An 18775-nucleotide genomic window follows, 5' to 3' on the forward strand; every position below is an offset into this window, starting at 1 on the left:
AAATAAAAAAAAAATCCCGGGCACCGACCTACTCTCCCAGGGAGGTAACTCCCCAGTACCATCGGCCCTGGAGGGCTTAACTTCCGTGTTCGGAATGGGAACGGGTGTGGCCCCTCCGGTATAGGCACCCGGGAAATTCTAATATTTTTAACAAGTGAATAGGGTATCCTTTGGAACTTTTAAGCTGGTACTGCAGTCAAGCCGCACGGGCGATTAGTACCAGTAGGCTCCACCCATTGCTGGGCTTCCACCTCTGGCCTATCAACCAGGTGTTCTCCCTGGGCCCTTCAGGGGGTGGGTTGCCCCACCCACGGGAGGCCTAATCTTGGGGTGGGCTTCCCGCTTAGATGCTTTCAGCGGTTATCCCTTCCGCACATGGCTACCCGGCTGTGCTCCTGGTGGAACAACCGGGACACCAGAGGTGCGTCCACCCCGGTCCTCTCGTACTAGGGGCGGATCCCCTCAAGCCTCCTACGCCCGCGGTGGATAGGGACCGAACTGTCTCACGACGTTCTGAACCCAGCTCACGTACCCCTTTAACGGGCGAACAGCCCGACCCTTGGGACCTGCTCCAGCCCCAGGATGGGATGAGCCGACATCGAGGTGCCAAACCGCTCCGTCGATATGAACTCTTGGGAGCGATCAGCCTGTTATCCCCGGGGTAACTTTTATCCGATGATCGACGGCCCTTCCACTCAGGACCGCCGGGTCACTAGGCCCGGGTTTCCCCCCTGCTCGGCCTATCGGCCTCGCAGTCAAGCCCCCTTATGCCCTTACACTCAACGGTGGATTTCTATACCACCTGAGGGGACCTTTGGGCGCCTCCGTTACTCTTTAGGAGGCGACCGCCCCAGTCAAACTGCCCGCCAGGCACTGTCCCTCGGAAGGCTTTCTTCCGCAGGTTAGAACCCTGAGGCAGGAAGGGTGGTATCTCACCGGTGGCTCCACAGGGACTGGCGCCCCTGCTTCACAGCCTCCCACCTATCCTGCACATCCTACCCCAAGGTTCAATGCCAAGCTGCAGTAAAGCTCCACGGGGTCTTTCCGTCCCACCGCGGGTACTCGGCATCTTCGCCGAGACTACAGTTTCGCTGGGCCCCTGGCCGAGACAGCGCGGCAGTCGTTACGCCATTCATGCAGGTCGGAACTTACCCGACAAGGAATTTCGCTACCTTAGGACCGTTATAGTTACGGCCGCCGTTTACTGGGGCTTAAGGGCAGAGCTTCGCGGAATTAATTTCCGCTAACCCCACCCCTTCACCTTCCAGCACCGGGCAGGCGTCGGGCCCTATACGTCCTCTTACGAGTTAGCAGAGCCCTGTGTTTTTGGTAAACAGTCGCCACCGCCGTTTCCCTGCAACCCGCCTCGGCTTCGACCGCAAGGATCTACACCTAACGCGGGCACCCCTTCTCCCGAAGTTACGGGGCCAATTTGCCGAGTTCCTTAGCCAGGGTTGCCCCACGCGCCTTGGCAGATTACTGCCCGCCCACCTGTGTCGGTTTGCGGTACGGTCACCAGAGCTTCAACGGCCACGAGGTTATTTCTTGGCAGCGTGGTCCGAGCTCCTTCCCGAGAGCCGTAGCTCTCGGTTACTTACTCCCCCTCACCCTCCGGACCGGGATTTACCTCGGTCCATCATCGGGCTAAAGGTTTGGAGGGCCAACCATACAGCCCCGGAGCCCTTCCCTTCTGCGTCACCCCTTGACCTCCACCCTGGTGGCGGGGGAATATTAACCCCTCTTCCCATCCCCTACGCCTTTCGGCCTCAGGTTAGGGGCCGGCTAACCCTGGGCGGACGACCCTTCCCCAGGAAACCTTGGGCTTACGGCGGGAGGGATTCTCACCCTCCTTATCGCTACTCGTGCCCGGATTCTCTCCTCCAGAACCTCCAGCAGCCCTTACGAGCTACCTTCATCGGCAACTGGAGTGCTCCCCTACCGCTGAAAGACGCAAAGTCTTTCAGCCCGCAGCTTCGGCGCCTGGCTTAAGCCCCGAGTAATTTTCGGCGCACCCCCGCTCGCCCAGTGAGCTGTTACGCACTCTTTAAATGATGGCTGCTTCTAAGCCAACATCCTGGGTGTCAAAGCAGAGGCACATCCTTTCCCACTTAGCCAGGACTTAGGGGCCTTAGCTGGCGGTCTGGGTTCTTGCCCTCTCGTCCTAGGACGTTAGCGCCCTAAGACTCACTCCCGAGCTGCACTTGCCGGTATTCGGAGTTTGCCTGGGTTTGGTAGGCTGGTAAGCCCCCTAGCCCAAACAGTGCTCTACCCCCGGCAGCGACCACTCGAGGCTGCACCTCAATGCATTTCGGGGAGAACCAGCTATCACGGGACTCGATTAGCTTTTCACTCCTACCCACAGCTCATCCGAGGAGTTTTAACCCTCCACCGGTTCGGGCCTCCAGTGGGGATTAGCCCACCTTCACCCTGGCCATGGGTAGATCGTCCCGATTCGGGTCTGCCGCCAGCGACTTAACGCCCTATTCGGACTCGCTTTCGCTCCGGCTCCGCCTCAACGGCTTAGCCTCGCCACTGACGACAACTCCCGGGCTCATTATGCAAAAGGCACGCCGTCAGGAAGGATTGCCCTTCCCTCCGACTGCTTGTAGGCTAGCGGTTTCAGGTTCTATTTCACTCCCCTCCCGGGGTTCTTTTCACCTTTCCCTCACGGTACTAGTGCACTATCGGTGTGCGGGTAGTATTTAGCCTTGGAGGGTGGTCCCCCCTGATTCACACGGGATTCCACGTGTCCCGTGCTACTCGGGATCTACACCCAGGGAGACTACCTTCTTTTCGCCTACGGGGCTTTCACCCTCTATGGCGGGCCATTCCAGGCGCCTTCGGCTAAGAAGGTAGTTTTGTAACTCCCCGAGAGAGTCGTGGCTCTCTCCGGTGTAGTCCCACGACCCCAGACAGGCAACGCCCACGAGCTTTTACACCTGCCTGGTTTAGGCTCCTCCCCTTTCGCTCGCCGCTACTCAGGGAATCTCGGTTGATTTCTTTTCCTCGGGGTACTGAGATGTTTCACTTCCCCCGGTGTCGCCTCCATAGGCTCTTAACCCATGGATGACTGGGTATTACCCCAGCCGGGTTTCCCCATTCGGGCATCCCCGGATCAACGCCTGTTTGCGGCTCCCCGGGGCTTATCGCAGCTTACCACGCCCTTCATCGCCTCCCGCACCCGAGGCATCCACCGCTAGCCCTTAGTAGCTTGACTACAGGAACCAGCTTAAAGATGCCAAAGGATACCCATATTCACTTGTCAAAGATCTAATCTTTCCACCACTTGTCAGTAAGTGGTGGAGGTGAACGGATTCGAACCGTCGACCTCCGGCTTGCAAAGCCGGCGCTCTCCCAACTGAGCTACACCCCCACGCCTTCCTCCTAAACCCATCCTCTAACCAAGAGAATGGGCCTAGGAGGATTCGAACCTCCGACCTCACGCTTATCAGGCGTGCGCTCTAACCTGAGCTGAGCTATAGGCCCGCAATCCGCTCACCAAACTTTTTCAAAGATCTAAAATTTATATAGAATAGCGTCCGCAAGGCACTCCTTAATTCTCCTTAGAAAGGAGGTGATCCACCCCCACCTTCCGGTAGGGGTACCTTGTTACGACTTCACCCCAGTCACCAGCCCCACCGTAGGCGCCCCCCTCCAGGCAAAGCCCGGTTAGGGTAACGACTTCGGGTGGAGCCAGCTTCCGTGGTGTGACGGGCGGTGTGTACAAGGCCCGGGAACGCATTCACGGCGGCATGCTGATCCGCCATTACTAGCGATTCCGGCTTCACGGGGTCGAGTTGCAGACCCCGATCCGAACTGAGGAGGGCTTTCTGGGATTAGCTCCCCCTTGCGGGTTCGCAACCCTCTGTACCCCCCATTGTAGCACGTGTGTAGCCCTGGGCATAAGGGCCATGAGGACTTGACGTCATCCCCTCCTTCCTCCGGGTTATCCCCGGCAGTCCCCTTAGAGTGCCCGGCCGAACCGATGGCAACTAAGGGCAGGGGTTGCGCTCGTTGCGGGACTTAACCCAACATCTCACGACACGAGCTGACGACAGCCATGCAGCACCTGTGCTAGAGCGCGTAGAGATAAACCCTACGCTCCCCCGATGTTTCCACCAGGGTACAACCCTAGCATGTCAAACCCAGGTAAGGTTCTTCGCTTTGCATCGAATTAAACCACGTGCTCCACCGCTTGTGCGGGCCCCCGTCAATTCCTTTGAGTTTCAGCCTTGCGGCCGTACTCCCCAGGCGGGGCGCTTAACGCGTTAGCTACGGCACAGAGGTTTTAACCCCCACACCTAGCGCCCATCGTTTACGGCGTGGACTACCCGGGTATCTAATCCGGTTTGCTCCCCACGCTTTCGTGCCTCAGCGTCAGGATCCGTCCAGCTGGCAGGCTTCCCCACCGGTGTTCCTCCCGATATCTACGGATTTCACCCCTACACCGGGAATTCCGCCAGCCTCTCCGGCCCTCAAGCCAGACAGTATCATAGGCTTTTCCGGAGTTGAGCTCCGGGCTTTAACCTATGACTTATCCGGCCGCCTACGCACCCTTTACGCCCAGTGATTCCGGGCAACGCTCGCCACCTGCGTATTACCGCGGCTGCTGGCACGCAGTTAGCCGTGGCTTTCTCCTGGAGTACCGTCAGTTCAGATAGGCTGTTCACCTATCTGAAGTTCTTCCTCCAGAACAGGGGTTTACGACCCGAAGGCCTTCTTCCCCCACGCGGCGTCGCTGGGTCAGGCTTTCGCCCATTGCCCAAGATTCCCCCCTGCTGCCTCCCGTAGGAGTCGGGCCCGTGTCTCAGTGCCCGCGTGGCCGACCACCCTCTCAGGCCGGCTACCCGTCGTAGCCTTGGTGAGCCGTTACCTCACCAACTAGCTGATGGGCCGCGAGCCCCTCCTCAGGCAGGAGCTTGCTATGCAGAGGCCCCCTTTCATCACCGAACTTGCGTCCGGTGACTTTATCCGGTATTGTCTACCCTTTCGGGTAGTTATCCCAGACCCGAGGACAGGTTACTCACGTGTTACTCACTCGTCTGCCGCGGTACTAGGGCCGAAGCCCTTTCCCGCTCGACTTGCATGGGTTAGGCGCGCCGCTAGCGTTCGCCCTGAGCCAGGATCAAACCCTCAGGGAAAATTTGTCCTGACCTACCTGTTAACCAACAGGCTGGCCGCAATCTTCAATCTAATTTAAAAAGGAATTGCGGAGCCCTTGCGAACGCTATTCAATTTTCAAAGAACACTTCTAATTAAAAAATAAAACAGCTTTTAAATTTGTCAAGAGCTTTAAAAAAGAAATTTTTAAAAGACAAAGCTTATTATATCACTACCTGTCTTTTTGTCAAGAGGCCTAAGAGCCTCCCAAACAACAACTTCTGCCCTTAACCTTTAACAAAGAACAACTTAGCACAAGAGTTAAATTTAACACAGCCCTGTAAATTGTCAAGAGGCTTTTTAAATTTTTATTTTCAATTTTTTCTTATCTCTTTTAACAAAGAACAACCTTAAGCTTGATAAAAAGAATACCCTAATTTTTTGGGTTGTCAACCCCTTATTCAAAAAATTTATATTTTTAAATTACATGGCTTCAAGATTCGACAACTACACAATTTTTACCTTGTTTTTTAGCTTTATAAAGATTGTTGTCTGCGATGATAAGCATCTCTCTTAAACTGCTTTTAAGCTCAAGTGCCCCTCCGATAGAAATGGTATAACTGATGTTTTGACCCTGTAGATTTAAAGGAGTTGAGGCAATTTTTTTCCTGAAATACTCTATAAAATCTAAAAAAGCTCTTTTATCTGAATAAAGGATCAAGGCTACGAATTCTTCCCCGCCAAACCTGGCTACTATGTCTTCTTCTCTTCTAAAGGTTTCTTTTAGTTTTTCAGCCAAATCTTTTAATACTAAATCTCCTACTTCATGACCGTAAGTATCGTTGATTTGTTTAAAGTTGTCTATGTCTATCAACAAACAAGCCAGGTTTAAGTTTTTTCTTTTGGCTATACTTAGAAATTTAGGGGCTTCTTCCATAAAATATCGTCTGTTATAAAGCCCTGTAAGCGGGTCATGATAGGCTAAAAACTCAAGTTCTTGTATTAACTCTATGAGGTCCAAGGTGTTGTGAACTCTTACCATAAATTCTTCTTGACTAAAAGGTTTTCTCAAAAAATCATTGGCTCCTGCCTTTAGTAAAACAGGTATCATCTTGGTTTTTACTATGCCTGAAACGACGATAATCCCTAACGCACTTTTGGAATAAATCCTCCTAATCTCATAAAGAAACTCCAAGGTATCTTCTTCAGGAAAATAATAATCAAGTATCAACAGTTTAATTTGAGGGTCTTCTTTAAGTATTTTTTGAGCTTCCCTAAGGCTTGAGGCTTCTACAACCTGAAAAAGCATATTTTTTAAAATGTTTGAGATAATCTTTCTATCAACAGGCATGTCTTCTACCACTAAAACTTTAGTCTGAGAATTTTTAAAAGCCCTTTTTATAATAAGGATCAATTGTTCGGTAACGTTTGGTGTTCCTTTTACTAAATAGTCTACTACCCCTTTATCCAGAATAGCTTCTCTTAAGTTTTCTTCATATGAAGCGGTTAAAACTATCGTAGGGACCTTATGAGACAACAAAAAATCGATAGCCTCCCCTTTTTCTGCATCTGGGAGATGGTAATCACACACCGCAAGCCCGATGTTTTGCCTTTCCTTTTTCAAGCATTTTTGGGTCTCTGATAGGTTTTCTGCAGTAATTACCGGTAGAGAAAGCCTTTGAGAAATAAGCTTGGAGACAGCCTTTAATATAATCCTATCATCATCTACTAAAAGGATCTTGTTCTTTTGACAAGGCAACGTATCTTGCATCGTATAAGTTTTTTATTATTAATATTTAACAATTTTAAACAACGAAAGGGGGTTGTCAAGTTCGAAAGTTTGTCTTAAAAATTTTAACAAAGAAAAGTTAGGGATATAAACTCTAACCCAAACTTCTTGTTTTTTTATTTCCATCTCTGTGCCTTCTGGAAAGTTAAGAGTAGCAAACCTATTTAACCAGAGTTCTTTTTCTGTTAAAGGTTCGATTTTGTAGACTTTTTCCTCTCTTTTTAAACTTGGTTTTTCTTGTCCTTCTACTACTTTAACGATACGGAGACCTGGGTAAAACTCTAATCCTTGCAATTTGGGAGAAAGACCTGGCTCATACATGGCTAAACCGATGGTTTCCCTCTCAGCAAAAACACCTATAGGTAGGGCATCCTCCACGACTATTTTAGGATGTGGGTGAAAACCTGAGGTATAAACCAAGGGAAATCCAAGTTTGTTTAAGACCAACACAAAGAGCCTTATCACCTCAAGCTGAGAAAGAAAAACAGCCTTATCTTTTTTGGTATAATAAATCTCATACCAACATTCTTTAAGCTCTTTAGATGTAGAGGGAAGTCTGCTCTCCACATCTAAATCTAAATCTTCGAGGTCTTTTTTACTCAATAAATTTGTAATTTCTTTATTACAAACCCCGCACTTACTGCATCGATCAAACCTACAATCTTTAGTAATTTCACCTTGGTAAGCCTTAGTTCTTTCTTTTATTAAAAACTCCTTAGAAATTCTTAGGTCTATATGCTCCCATGGGAGAATTTCTTCTAAAGACCTTTCTCTTAGGTAGGTGTTTAGGTCAACCCCAACCTCTTTAGCAGCCTCAATCCAAAGACTTAAGTTAAAAAAGTCTTTCCAGCTATCAAACCTTGCCCCTTTCTGATAGGCTCTTTCTATCACCAAACCTATGGTTCTATCTCCTCTGGCAATCACTCCCTCGAGAAAACTTTGCTCAGGGTGATGGTACCGAAGGTTCTTCCCTAACCTTCTTTTTAAAAATTTAATTTTCTCATAGGTTTCTTCTAAGGAAATCTGTCTTTCCCATTGAAATGGAGTATGGGGTTTAGGAATAAACGTTGAAACTGAGACAGTTATACTAACTTGGGGGACTTCTTTTCTAAGGGTTCGAAAAAGCTGATAGATGCCTTCTAAATCTTCTTCTTTTTCTGTAGGAAGGCCGATCATAAAATAAAGTTTTACCTTGGTCCAACCATGTTTTTTGGCAAGTTTTATGTCTTCTGTAAGCTGAGCAATATCTATATCTTTATTTATAACCCTTCTCAGCCTTTCTGTTCCTGCTTCTGGGGCAAAGGTAAGGCCGGTTTTTCTTCCAAGTTTTATAAACTCTAACAGTTCGTCATCGATACTACCTACCCTTAAAGAAGGAAGAGAAAATGAATACTTTCTACAAGGTGTGTTTAGATAAAACTCTTCTTTTAGTTTTTTTACCAACGTTTTAAGTGCAGTATAATCTCCAGCAGAAAGGCTCATTAAAGAGGCTTCTGTAATCCCGGTAGTTAGAAAATTTTTCTTTATCTGGTTTATCACATAAAACGGGTCTTTTTCTCTTACAGGGCGATAGTAAAAACTTGCCTCGCAAAAACGACATCCCCTGGTACAACCTCTTGAAATTTCCATCGGGATTCGGTCGTGAGAAAGCTCGATTACAGGGATACCAAACTCCCAACTTAAGGTTTCTAAGTTTAAATCCTTTAAAATCCTTCTTTTCACCTGGTTTCTTATCAGAGGAACATAAACTCCCTCTATTTTGGTTAATTCTTCCCAGAGGGTGGTACGAGGTTTTTTACTATTTTTCCAGTTTTTATAAACCTCAAACACCTCAAAAATAGCCTCTTCTGCGTCTCCTATGATAAAAGCATCAAAAAACTCTGCTACAGGCTCTGGATTCCCACAACTTGGACCTCCCCCTAAAACCAAAGGGGCATCTCTTTTTCTATCTTGAGCCTTTAAAGGAACTCCGGCAAGGTCTAATATCTGTAAGATTCCGGTAGCTGAAAGCTCATAAGCATAGCTTATTCCTATGACGTCAAAATCTCTGAGAGGTTTTCGGTAGTTCCAACTTAATAAAGGATAGCCTTTAGTCTTTAAGGCATTTTCTAAGTCAGGGGCTACAGCAAAACCTAAATCTGCTAAATATTGTTCTTTCTGGTTGACCAGATAAGCTAAAATGTTAATTCCTAAATGGGAACGACCTATTTCATAGAGGTCTGGATAGCAAAAGCAAACCTTTAGAACTGTATTTTCCCAGTCTTTCTTTTTAAAAAAAGGTTCTTCTCCTAAGTACCGAGAAGGTCTTTTAATGTTTATAAGTATTTGATAAGGATAGTCAGTCATTTCCACTTTTCCTATTTAAAGTTTATTTTTAAAACTTACCACAAACTTTTAAAATTAAAAAAAAGTTTTAAAATTTATAAAACTAAATTTAAAGAGGTAAAGGAGATGTTAGCAAAATTTTTTAGTTGGTTTTCTAAAGATATGGCTATAGATTTAGGGACTGCGAACACCCTTATCTACCTAAAAGGCAGAGGGATCATCCTTAGTGAACCCTCTGTAGTAGCGGTTAAAGAAGATGGAAGGTTTAAAAAGGTAATAGCTGTAGGAGAAGAAGCTAAAAAGATGGTGGGAAAAACTCCTGGAAGCATTAAGGCTATAAGGCCTTTAAGAGAAGGGGTTATAGCGGATTTTGAGGTAACAGAAGCGATGATCAGATACTTTATTCAGAAGGTGCACAACAGGGGATATTTTGTAAAACCAAGGATTATCATAAGTGTACCTTCTGGGACCACCCAGGTTGAAAGGAGGGCGGTAAAAGAAAGTGCAGAAACCGCCGGGGCAAGAGAGGTGTATCTGATAGAAGAGCCCATGGCAGCAGCCATAGGGGCAGGACTTCCGGTGACTGAACCGGTGGCTAACATGATAGTAGACATCGGAGGAGGAACAACCGAGGTAGCCGTTATCTCCCTTGGAGGAATAGTGGTCAGCCATTCCCTTAAAGTTGCAGGGGACAAAATAGATGAAGCCATCGCAAGTTATATCAAAAAGAAATATAACCTTTTGATAGGAGAAGCTACAGCAGAACAGATAAAAATCAACGTAGGAGATGTTTTACCTGAAGAACCTTATGCTACGATGGAAATAAAAGGAAGGGATCTGGTAACAGGGATACCCAAAACCATAACTATTACCTCTAAGGAAATACAAGAAGCTATCAAAGAACCTGTAGACATGATAATCCAGGTGATAAAACAGGTGTTAGAAGATACTCCTCCTGAGTTAGCGGCTGACATGGTAGACCGAGGAATTGTTTTAAGCGGAGGGGGAGCTCTTCTTAAAAACTTAGACAAACTTATTCAAAAAGAAACCGGGCTTAACGTAAGTATAGCAGAAAATCCTCTTCATTGTGTAGCCTTAGGAGCAGGCAAAGCCCTTGATGAGATAGACAGGCTAAAAGAGGTGATGATTCAGGCTTAAGAAAGGTTCTTGGTCTTAGCTAAAAACTTTTCTGCACAGGCTTTAGAGCAAAAATAATAGATTTTACCTTGAATCTCTATCTTTAAGGCCTCTTCTTTTTTTACGTAGGTCTGGCAGGCTTCGTCAAAAACCAAGTCTGCCACCTTTTTTTTATCCTTTAAACTTACAGTCTTTTTCCGTTTTTTAAAATAAAGATAATAGACTAACAAAACTAACACTAATATCAAAAAAAGTTTCATTGTAGTACACCTATCTTTTTTACGTTTTTTGCAAAAAGATTTCTTTTTTCTTCAAAAATATCTTCTAAAGTTTTTCTTAACACAGGATGAACCCAATCTGGAACAAGTTCAACCGCTGGTACCATAACAAAATCTCTTAAGTGTGCTAAAGGATGAGGAAGGGTTAAAACGTTTGTCTCTAAGTTTAGGTCTTCATAAAAGATAAGGTCTATGTCGATAAAACGATCCTGGTAATCTCTTTTGGTGACCTTGGGGATCTTTCCCAAAGTGGCCTCGATCTTTTTGACCTCAAAAAGAAGGGCAAAGGGGGATAAAGAGGTTTCTACTAAGGCGATCAGGTTGTAAAAAGAAAAGGGGGTTTTAAACCCCCATGGTGAGGTTTCGTAAATATTTGAAATAGCCTTAATTTTTATCCCTATCTGTTGTAAACAAAATATCGCTTGTTTTAGATTTTCTCGTCGGTTACCTAAATTTGACCCCAAACTAAGAACCGCCTTTTTTAAAACTTGAGGGTAGCTAACCGCTCTGCTGCCTCCTTTAACTTCTGAATATCTACTGTAAGGGCTACTCTAAAATAGCCTTCTCCAGCAGAACCAAAACCTACACCAGGGGTTACCACTATTGCTAAATCCTGTAAAACCTTTTTACAAAACTCTCTTGAATCCATCCCTCCCGGAACTTTTACCCAAAGATAAAAGGTAGCAGAAGGCTTTTTTAACTGATATCCCAGGCGTTCAAGTTCTGCACATAAAAAGTCTCTTCTTTCCTTAAATACTTTTATCAAAGAAGGAGTTATTTTTTCAAGATTGTTTAATGCATAAGCCCCTGCTTCCTGGATGGCTGTAAAGGCTCCTGAATCTATGTTACTTTTTACCTTAGCTAAAGCTGAAACCAAGGTGACATTACCTACCGCAAAACCTATCCTCCAACCTGTCATACAAAAGGTCTTAGATAAACTGTGGAATTCTATAGCTATCTCTTTAGCCCCTTCAACTTCAAAAATGCTTATAGGAGGCTCTTCATAATACATTTCTATATAAGCGGCGTCATGAGCCACGATAAAATTGTATTTTTTAGCAAGGGCTATAACCTCTTTGAAAAACTCCTTAGAAGCCGTGGCACCGGTAGGATTGTTAGGGTAGTTTAACCATAAAATTTTAGTTCTTTCTAAGATCTGTGTAGGAACTTTGGTAAAATCTGGCAAGAAATCGTTTTCCCAGGTAAGAGGAAGAAAAAAAGGTTCTCCGTCGGTAAAAATAGCCCCTAAGTGATAAACCGGATACCCCGGATCTGGGCAGAGGACTATATCACCTGGATTTACAAAGGCTATCGGGAAATGGGCTATACCTTCTTTAGACCCGATAAGGGTGGTTACTTCGGTTTCAGGGTCAAAATCAAGCCCAAAACGTCTTTTCATGTAATCTGCACAGGCTTTACGGTAAAAAAATGCCCCTGCGTTTGAGGGATATTTATGATGCTCTGGTTTTTCCAAAGCTCTTTTGGCTACCTCTACGATTTCAGCTGGAGTAGGTAAGTCAGGGTCTCCTATACCAAGGTCTATCACATCTGCCCCTTCTTTAAGCTTTTCTGATTTCAGGCGATCTATCTCCACAAAAAGATAAGGAGGAACTTTTTTTAGTCTGTTAGAAAGTTCCATTTTAAACCTCCTTTATTGTTCTCTTTTCCCTTCGATAAATTCTAAAACCATCTGTCTGGCTATATGGTCAGGGAACTGTTTAGGAGGATGTTTCATCGTATAAGCAGAGATGGAAAGTAAAGGACCTCCTATACCTCTATCTTTGGCAAGCTTAGCACATCTTATCGCATCTAAGGCAGATCCTGCAGAGTTTGGAGAATCTTCTACCTCTAACTTAACCTCTACAGAAAGAGGAACCCCTCCAAAATGTTCCCCTTCAAGCCTGATATAGGCAATTTTTTTGTCCTTTAACCAGGGAACCCAGTCTGAAGGACCTATATGCACGTTTTCCCACCCTATGTCGTAAGGCAGAAGGCTGGTTACAGCCTCTGTCTTAGAGATCTTTTTAGTTTTTAAACGGTCTCTTTCTAACATGTTTAAAAAATCGGTATTTCCACCAAAATTTAACTGATAGGTCCTTTTTAAAGGAATACCTCTGTCTACAAAGAGCTGAACCAACGTTCTATGTAAGATGGTTGCTCCAAGCTGAGATTTTATGTCATCTCCTACCGCAGGGATGCCTTCTTTTTCAAACTTTGCTCCCCATTCAGGGTCTGAAACTATAAAGGTGGGCATGGCGTTTACAAAAGCAACCCCTGCTTTTAAACAAACCTCGGCATAAAACCTGGCTGCCTGTTCAGACCCTACTGGCACATAGTTTATTAAAACGTCTGCCTGGGTTTCCTTAAGAACAGCCACCATGTCTTCCAAACTGTCTTCTTTTTCTGGAGAAACTTGAAAACTTTTATCTTCAGGGAAATTAGACATATGGTTAGCAACTCCGTCTAAAACCTTACCTTTCCTTACTTTCACGTTAAGCTTGGGAACGTCTCTGTAAAAAATAGCAGTACAATTAGGAAGGCTAAAAATAGCCTCAGATAAATCTTTTCCTACCTTTCTTGCGTCTACATCCCAGGCAGCCACAAATTCTATGTCTGAAGGCTTATAATCTCCTATTTTAGCAAACATGATACCATGAATCTTCGAAAGATCTGCCTCTTTATAATAAAAAACCCCTTGAACTAAAGAACTTGCACAGTTTCCTACCCCAGCGATAGCCACCTTTACAGTCTTAGACATTATATAGTCCTCCTAAAACAATTTTTCGACTTTATAAAAATATCATAAACCATGATAATATCAATCCAACAGTATTTATTCAGTTTAAATTTCTTAAATTTTTTCTTCTATCCTTATCGGAGTTATTCCCATCACTATTTCTCCAGGCAACAACGTTATAATCCTTACTCCTTTGGTAGACCTCCCTTGTTGAGGCACATCTTGCGAAGAAATCCTTATTGCTTTACCAGAACTTGAAAAAACCACAAAGTCTTCTTTTTCAAAAGTAGCTACCCCATCTGCTAAATATCCTGTTTTTTCGTTTACTCCATGAGCTATGATACCCTTTCCTCCTCTTCCTTGTAGCCTGAACTCAGTAAACGGGGTTTTTTTACCAAAACCTTTTTCTGTGATCGTAAAAAGATATCCTTGGGAAGAGGTCTTTATCAATCCTAAAACTTCATCGTTGGCGTCTAACCTAATACCTATTACCCCTTCAGCCTGCCTTTTGGTAACACCAAGTTCCTTTTCCTCAAAATGAAGGCTCATCCCTTTCTTGGTCAAAAAAAGCAGACGATCGTTACCGTTGGTAATCACACCTTTACAAAGTCTATCTCCTTTTTTTAGACTTATCACTATAAGCCCGTTTTTCCTTAGGTTTTTTAGTTCTTCTATCTCAAGTTTTTTAACGATACCTTTGGCTGTTGCCAAAACTAAAAACCCTTCTTCAGCAGGTGGAAGTACAAAAGACACAGGACTTTCCAGGTTAGGGAGCAAATTTTTGATATGAGTTCCTTTAACCGTTTTTCCAGAAAAGGAAAGCTCTCTAAGGTCAAGTGGGTATACCTTCCCGTCTTCTGTAAAAATCCATAAAAACGCTGTAGCCTCTGTTTGTATGGCAACTTTCAACCTCTCTTCAGAGGTAAAAGCCAAACTACCATTCCCCCCTCTTTTTTGAGGGCTAAAAAGGTCTAAAGAAAGCTTCCTCACGTACCCTTCTTCACTTATCAAAAACAAAACTTCTTCCGAAGGTAACTTCTCTTCCTGGCTTACCTCATCCGAGTCATCTTCAAAAATGATCTGAGTTCTTCTTTCATCTCCATATTTTTCTTTTATTTCTTTCAATTCTTCTTCTATTACAGCCAAAAGTGTAGGTTCGTGAGTTAGGATTTTCTCATAATAACTTATGGCCCTTTTGATATCCTCATATTCCAGGAGTATCTTTTCTCTTTCTAAGGCTGTCAGCCTTTGAAGTCTTAGGTTTAAAATCTCTTGAGCTTGTATCTCGCTAAAATCAAACCTTTTTATAAGGGCTTCTTTTGCTTCCTTAGGAGTTTGAGATTTCTTGATAAGTTCTATAATTTCGTCTATATGAGAAAGGGCCTTTAAAAAACCTTCTAAAATATGAAGTCTTTCCTTAGATTTCCTGAGGTCATATTGCGTCCTTCTTATAACAACCGTCTTTCTCCAGTTTAAGAAATTCTGTAAGATATCCTTAAGAGTAAGGACCTCGGGTTTACCGTTAACCAAAGCCAACATGATCACACCAAACGAGGTCTGAAGAGGAGTCATCTCGTAGATCTTTTTTAAGATGGTATAAGGAGCATTTCCCCATTCCTTCTTCAGTTCAATTACAATCCTTATACCCTCTCTGTCAGACTCATCTCTTACTTCTGCGATCCCCTCGATTTTCTTATCTTTAGCCAGCTGAGCTATCTTTTCTACCACCTTAGCTTTGCTAACCTGATAGGGAATTTCGTCAAAAACTATCCTAACTTTATCTTTTTCTCGTTCTATCTTATGCTTAGCCTTAAGTTTTATACTTCCTCTACCTGTAGTATAGGCCTGTTTTATGCCTTCAGTGCCTACGATATAGGCTCCGGTAGGAAAGTCTGGCCCTTTTATATATTGCATCAAATCTTCTACTGATGCCTCAGGATTTCTCAAAAGGAAAAGCAGTCCATCGATTACTTCAGAAAGATTGTGAGGTGGGATGTTGGTTGCCATACCAACCGCTATTCCTGATGAACCGTTTATCAAAAGATTGGGAATTTTGGAAGGTAAAACCAGAGGTTCTTTCAAGGTATTATCATAGTTAGGTGCAAACTCTACCGTTTCTTTTTCTATGTCTGCTAAAAGTTCATGGGCGATCTTAGCAAGCCTTACCTCAGTATATCTCATCGCGGCAGGAGCATCTCCGTCGACAGACCCAAAGTTCCCCTGCCCATCTATAAGAGGATATCTCATGGTAAAATCTTGAGCCATCCTTACTATAGACTCATAAACAGGCATATCTCCATGAGGATGATATTTACCGATAACCTCTCCCACAATTCTTGCACTTTTTTTGTAAGGCTTATTCCAGTCGTTTCCTGTTTCATACATAGCATAAAGAATTCTTCTTTGAACAGGCTTTAAACCATCCCTTACATCAGGAAGAGCTCTACCTACGATAACACTCATCGCATAGTCTAAATAAGCTTCTTTGAGCTCTTCTTCTAAAGAAACTGCTATTACTTCTGACATACCTTACTTAACCCTCCTTCTTAAGGTGCTCTATCCCTTTTAAAATAGATTCTTTTACCTTTTGAGCTAAAACCTGTTTGTCCCTTAAAGACAAACCGGTAGTCTCTATAGGTGCTCCTAAATAAACCCCTACCTTCCTTCTTTTCCCTACCTTTAACCAAAGGGACCCCTTAGGTAAAACCTCTTTCGTCCCCCACAGAGAAACAGGCACTACCTTCACCTGAGCTTTAATCGGGATTAAAAATCCACCAAGCTTAAAAGGTAAAAGATCCCCATCCTTACTTCTTGTACCTTCAGGGAAAACTACCAGAGAAACCCCTTCTTTTAGCCTTTCTACACAGGCTAAGATACTCTTAAACCCCTCCTTAGGGTCTTCTCTTTCCACAGGAACATATCCTAAAGCCCTTAATCCCCATCCAAAAAAAGGGATGTTAAAAAGACTTTTTTTGGCTAAAAACCTTATGTTATAGGCTTCAAGCACCTTTTCTAAAACCGGGATATCGAGCTGACTCTGATGATTACTCATAAAAACATAATTACCCTTAGGTAAATCTATCTCTTGATAAACCTTGATCTCTATCCCTAATACCTTTAACAACCCTTTGCACCAGATTCTTGCCCAAAAATGTTTTCTTATCAATAAAACTAAACTTCCAAAAACAGGAACGGTTACTAAACAATAGACCCAGCACAAAAAGTTTCTTAGAACCTCAGCCGCCCTTTCCATAGCCTCAATAAACGGTAAAGAAGTTTTTTAAAAGTATCACCCCTTCTGGTAGGTCCTCTTTAGAAAAATCCCAATCCTTAGGGGGTAGAGAATACTTCATCCATCTCTCAAGAGAGGTACCGATAGACTCTGGATGGAACTGTACCCCTTCTATAGGATATTCTTTATGCCTTATTCCCATAATCTCACCGTCTTCAGCCCGAGCGGTAACCTCAAAATACTCCAGCAAGGTTCCTGGGTCTATGGCTAAGGAATGATAACGCATAGCCTGAAAAGGATTAGGAAGTCCGGTAAAAACTCCTTTGCCGTCATGATAAATTTGGGAAACTTTTCCATGCATAAGCCTTTTAGCTTTAACTATCTTCGCCCCAAAAGCATACCCTATACTTTGATGCCCTAAACAAACCCCTAAAATCGGGACTTTACCTGCTGCCTTTTTGATAAGTTCCACCGAAATTCCTGCCTCCTTAGGGGTACACGGACCTGGCGAAATCACTAAATAATCTGGCTTTAACTTAAGCACCTCTTCCGTAGACACAACATCATTTCTAAAAACCTTTATCTCTCCTCCCCAAAGTTTTTCGAGCATAATCCCGATAAGTTGAACTAGATTATAGGTAAAAGAATCGTAGTTGTCAATTACGATTATCCTTTTCATTTTTTTAACAAAACTCTCCTAAGGTTTCTATAGCTTTAAAAATAGCTTTAGCCTTGTTTAAAGTTTCCTCATATTCCTTTTCAGGGTCAGAATCAGCCACAATCCCTGCTCCAGCCTGCAAATAACAAACATTCCCTTTTTGAAAAAGAGTTCTTATGGTAATGCAAAAGTCCATGTTACCTGAAAAACCAAAATAACCTACCGCACCTGCATAAGGACCTCTGACCGTTTTTTCAAGCTCAGAGATAATCTCCATCGCCCTTATCTTAGGAGCTCCAGACACAGTACCTGCAGGAAAGGTAGCAGCAAACACGTCAAACATATCTAAACCTGGTAAGACCTCTCCTTTCACCCCAGACACAAGATGCATCACATGAGAATACCTTTCTACCACCATCAACTCATAAACCTCTACACTTCCATACTTACAAACCCTACCCAGGTCGTTTCTCCCAAGGTCAACCAGCATGATATGTTCAGCAAGCTCCTTTTCATCTCTTTTTAAATCCTCTTCTAACTCCTTATCTTCTTTTTCGGTTTTACCTCTTCTTCTTGTCCCAGCAATCGGGCGAGTTTCAACCAAACTACCTTCCATCCTCACTAAAATCTCTGGAGAAGAACCGATAAGCACCTCATCATCAAGCTTTAAAAAGAAAAGATAGGGAGAGGGGTTTATCTTTCTTAACGCCCGATAGAAAAGAAAAGAAGGCCCCTCAGACCTAAACCTAAACCGTTGAGAAAGCACCACCTGAATGATGTCTCCTTCTAAAATATACCTTTTAGCCTGCTCTACCATCGAACAAAATTCTTCTTTTGTGATCTCAGGTTGAGGAGAAGAAACGTTAACTTTTTCAACAGACTGACCGTTTGAGCAAAAACCTGAAAGGCGATGTTTTATTTCACTTAACTTGTGGATAGCTTTTTGATAGACTTCAGAAGGCTCCTCGTTTAAGTCTATCTTTGCGTTATATACAATTTTCAAGGTATGTTTAAACCTATCATAGATTAAAACCACTTCAGGAAACATAAAATGTAGGTCAGAAAAACCAAGCACATCTTCCCCTACAGGGATCTTTTCAAAAAGCCTGACCACTTCATAACCTATAAAACCAACAGCCCCTCCAAAAAACCGGGGTAATCCATCTAAAACAGCACAATCTATCTTTTTGATAAATTTTCTTAATTCATAAAAAGGATTATCACTAAAAAATTCTTGTTTGGAAACTAACCTATCCCCTTGTTTTTCTAAAAGGTTTATCTGATTTCCCTTGCTTTTAAACACTAAGTAAGGGTCTATTCCTATAAAACTATACCTTGCCCACTTTTCTCCTCCTTCTAAACTCTCAAGCAAAAAGGAATAAGGGCCTTCTCCTATTTTATAAAAAAGAGAGATAGGTGTGTCTAAATCACAAGCAACTTCTGTGTAAACGGGAACAAGGTTGTGCTTTTGGGCAAGGTCTATAAAGACCTCTTTCTCTGGAAAAACCTTTAAGCTCAT

General features: G+C 43.7%; 11 protein-coding genes, 2 tRNA genes and 3 rRNA genes. 1 reads left to right on the forward strand and 15 read right to left on the reverse strand.

Going from position 1 to position 18775, the window contains the following annotated elements; translation table 11 throughout:
• Positions 1-15 precede the first annotated feature (15 nt).
• The 7 genes from rrf to H529_RS10045 all read right to left on the reverse strand — a co-directional run bounded on the left by rrf (position 16) and on the right by H529_RS10045 (position 9235).
• A 5S ribosomal RNA gene (rrf, locus tag H529_RS0103865) occupies positions 16-132 on the reverse strand.
• Positions 133-192: 60 nt separating this feature from the next.
• Positions 193-3217, reverse strand: a 23S ribosomal RNA gene (locus H529_RS0103870).
• An 80-nt stretch (positions 3218-3297) separates the two neighbouring features.
• Positions 3298-3373 (reverse strand) — tRNA-Ala (locus tag H529_RS0103875).
• Between the two features lie 37 nt (positions 3374-3410).
• A tRNA-Ile gene (locus H529_RS0103880) sits at positions 3411-3486 on the reverse strand.
• Positions 3487-3567: 81 nt separating this feature from the next.
• A 16S ribosomal RNA gene (locus H529_RS0103885) occupies positions 3568-5141 on the reverse strand.
• The 16S, 23S and 5S rRNA genes sit together here with 2 tRNA genes alongside, the layout of an rRNA operon.
• Positions 5142-5593: 452 nt before the next feature.
• Positions 5594-6871, reverse strand: coding sequence for a GGDEF domain-containing response regulator (locus H529_RS0103890; RefSeq protein WP_028843037.1), 1278 nt, complete (start codon positions 6869-6871; stop codon positions 5594-5596).
• Between the two features lie 18 nt (positions 6872-6889).
• The gene (locus tag H529_RS10045) at positions 6890-9235 is read right to left on the reverse strand and encodes a DUF2344 domain-containing protein (RefSeq protein ID WP_022855239.1); all 2346 of its coding nucleotides are present in this window, start codon (positions 9233-9235) and stop codon (positions 6890-6892) included.
• A 105-nt stretch (positions 9236-9340) separates the two neighbouring features.
• Here H529_RS10045 and H529_RS0103900 point away from each other — a divergent pair, with 105 nt between their 5' ends.
• The gene (locus H529_RS0103900) at positions 9341-10372 is read left to right on the forward strand and encodes a rod shape-determining protein (RefSeq protein WP_028843038.1); all 1032 of its coding nucleotides are present in this window, start codon (positions 9341-9343) and stop codon (positions 10370-10372) included.
• Here the strand turns inward: H529_RS0103900 and H529_RS0103905 are convergent.
• The 8 genes from H529_RS0103905 to trpE all read right to left on the reverse strand — a co-directional run bounded on the left by H529_RS0103905 (position 10369) and on the right by trpE (position 18775).
• Positions 10369-10611 carry a YHS domain-containing protein gene (locus tag H529_RS0103905; protein ID WP_022855241.1) on the reverse strand — a complete coding sequence of 81 codons (243 nt, stop codon included), beginning with the start codon at positions 10609-10611 and terminating at the stop codon, positions 10369-10371. The genes H529_RS0103900 and H529_RS0103905 overlap by 4 nt on opposite strands.
• A complete protein-coding gene (folK, locus tag H529_RS0103910; protein WP_022855242.1) occupies positions 10608-11093 on the reverse strand; it encodes a 2-amino-4-hydroxy-6-hydroxymethyldihydropteridine diphosphokinase in 486 nt (161 codons plus the stop codon). Before folK ends, H529_RS0103905 begins: the two co-directional genes overlap by 4 nt.
• Positions 11094-11110: 17 nt before the next feature.
• Positions 11111-12268 carry an LL-diaminopimelate aminotransferase gene (locus H529_RS0103915; RefSeq protein ID WP_022855243.1) on the reverse strand — a complete coding sequence of 386 codons (1158 nt, stop codon included), beginning with the start codon at positions 12266-12268 and terminating at the stop codon, positions 11111-11113.
• 12 nt (positions 12269-12280) lie between these two features.
• Positions 12281-13387 carry an inositol-3-phosphate synthase gene (locus tag H529_RS0103920; RefSeq protein WP_022855244.1) on the reverse strand — a complete coding sequence of 369 codons (1107 nt, stop codon included), beginning with the start codon at positions 13385-13387 and terminating at the stop codon, positions 12281-12283.
• Between the two features lie 93 nt (positions 13388-13480).
• Positions 13481-15892: a DNA gyrase subunit A gene (gyrA, locus tag H529_RS0103925; RefSeq protein WP_022855245.1), complete on the reverse strand. Its 2412-nt coding sequence runs from the start codon at positions 15890-15892 to the stop codon at positions 13481-13483.
• Positions 15893-15899: 7 nt separating this feature from the next.
• Entirely contained in the window at positions 15900-16619 is a 720-nt protein-coding gene (locus H529_RS10050) for a lysophospholipid acyltransferase family protein (RefSeq protein WP_022855246.1), read from the reverse strand.
• Between the two features lie 4 nt (positions 16620-16623).
• Positions 16624-17277 carry an anthranilate synthase component II gene (locus H529_RS0103935; protein ID WP_022855247.1) on the reverse strand — a complete coding sequence of 218 codons (654 nt, stop codon included), beginning with the start codon at positions 17275-17277 and terminating at the stop codon, positions 16624-16626.
• Positions 17278-17281: 4 nt separating this feature from the next.
• A complete protein-coding gene (gene trpE / locus H529_RS0103940) occupies positions 17282-18775 on the reverse strand; it encodes an anthranilate synthase component I (RefSeq protein ID WP_022855248.1) in 1494 nt (497 codons plus the stop codon).

This window comes from Thermodesulfobacterium thermophilum DSM 1276 (assembly GCF_000421605.1).
In the GTDB taxonomy this organism is placed as follows: domain Bacteria; phylum Desulfobacterota; class Thermodesulfobacteria; order Thermodesulfobacteriales; family Thermodesulfobacteriaceae; genus Thermodesulfobacterium; species Thermodesulfobacterium thermophilum.